This window comes from Streptomyces sp. NPDC006365 (assembly GCF_042870755.1).
Taxonomy (GTDB): domain Bacteria; phylum Actinomycetota; class Actinomycetes; order Streptomycetales; family Streptomycetaceae; genus Streptomyces; species Streptomyces xiangluensis.
In genome coordinates, this window is sequence record NZ_JBIAHS010000047.1 from 1 (window position 1) to 1709 (window position 1709).

Sequence of the window (1709 nt, forward strand, 5' to 3'; positions counted from 1 at the left end):
CGCAAGGTGTTGATCGCCAATCGTGGCGAAATCGCTGTCCGTGTCGCCCGGGCGTGCCGAGACGCCGGTATCGCGAGCGTGGCGGTGTACGCCGAGCCGGACCGGGACGCACTGCATGTGCGGGCCGCGGACGAGGCGTTCGCCCTGGGCGGTGACACCCCGGCCACCAGCTATCTGGACATCACCAAGGTGCTCCAGGCCGCCAAGGACTCCGGAGCCGATGCCATCCATCCCGGCTACGGCTTCCTCTCGGAGAACGCGGAGTTCGCGCAGGCGGTCCTGGACGCGGACCTGATCTGGATCGGCCCGCCCCCGCAGGCGATCCGCGACCTGGGCGACAAGGTCGCAGCGCGGCACATCGCGCAGCGTGCGGGTGCCCCGCTGGTCGCGGGCACCCCCGACCCGGTCTCGGGCGCCGAGGAGGTCGTGGCGTTCGCCGAGGAACACGGCCTGCCGATCGCGATCAAGGCGGCGTTCGGGGGCGGCGGACGCGGTCTGAAGGTGGCCCGCACCCTGGAGGAGGTGCCCGAGCTGTACGACTCCGCGGTGCGCGAGGCGGTGGCCGCGTTCGGCCGCGGCGAGTGCTTCGTGGAGCGTTACCTGGACAAGCCGCGGCATGTGGAGACCCAGTGCCTGGCCGACCAGCACGGCAACGTGGTCGTGGTCTCGACCCGGGACTGCTCGCTGCAGCGCCGGCACCAGAAGCTGGTCGAGGAGGCCCCGGCGCCGTTCCTGTCCCAGGCGCAGAACGCCGAGCTGTACGCGGCCTCCAAGGCGATCCTCAAGGAGGCCGGCTACGTCGGTGCCGGCACCGTCGAGTTTTTGGTGGGCGTGGACGGCACGATCTCCTTCCTGGAGGTCAACACCCGCCTGCAGGTGGAGCATCCGGTGACCGAGGAGGTCACCGGCATCGACCTGGTGCGCGAGATGTTCCGCATCGCCGACGGCGAGGAGCTGGGCTATGACGACCCGGCGATCCGCGGGCATTCCTTCGAGTTCCGCATCAACGGCGAGGACCCCGGCCGTAACTTCCTGCCCGCTCCCGGCACAGTGACGGCCTTCGCGCCGCCGTCCGGTCCGGGCGTGCGCTTGGACGCGGGCGTGGAGTCCGGCTCGGTGATCGGCCCGGCCTGGGACTCGCTGCTCGCCAAGCTGATCGTCACCGGTGCCAGCCGTGAGCAGGCCCTGCAGCGGGCCGCCCGGGCGCTGGCCGAGTTCCAGGTGGAGGGCATGGCCACGGCCATCCCCTTCCACCGGGCGGTGGTCGCGGACCCGGCGTTCACCAGTAACCCGTTCAGGGTGCACACCCGGTGGATCGAGACCGAGTTCGTCAACGAGATCAAGCCGTTCGCCGCTCCGGTGGCCACAGAGGCGGACGAGGAGCCGGGCCGCGAGACGGTCGTCGTCGAGGTCGGCGGCAAGCGCCTGGAGGTCTCCCTGCCGACCTCGCTGGGCATGTCCCTGGCCCGTACGGGACTTGCGGCGGGTGCCAAGCCCAAGCGCCGCGCCGCGAAGAAGTCCGGCCCGGCGGCTTCCGGCGACACGCTCGCCTCCCCGATGCAGGGCACCATCGTCAAGGTCGCGGTCGAGGAGGGCCAGGAGGTCAAGGAGGGCGACCTGATCGTCGTCCTGGAGGCCATGAAGATGGAACAACCCCTGAACGCCCACCGCTCAGGCACCATCAAGGGCTTGACCGCGGAGATCGGCGC

At 70.9% G+C, this 1709-nt stretch carries 1 protein-coding gene; it reads left to right on the top strand.

Features of this window, described 5'->3' with window-relative positions; translation table 11 throughout:
• Positions 1-1709, top strand: a 1709-nt coding sequence (locus ACFYO0_RS46410) for a biotin carboxylase N-terminal domain-containing protein (protein WP_388688507.1), incomplete at both ends; no start/stop codon positions are given.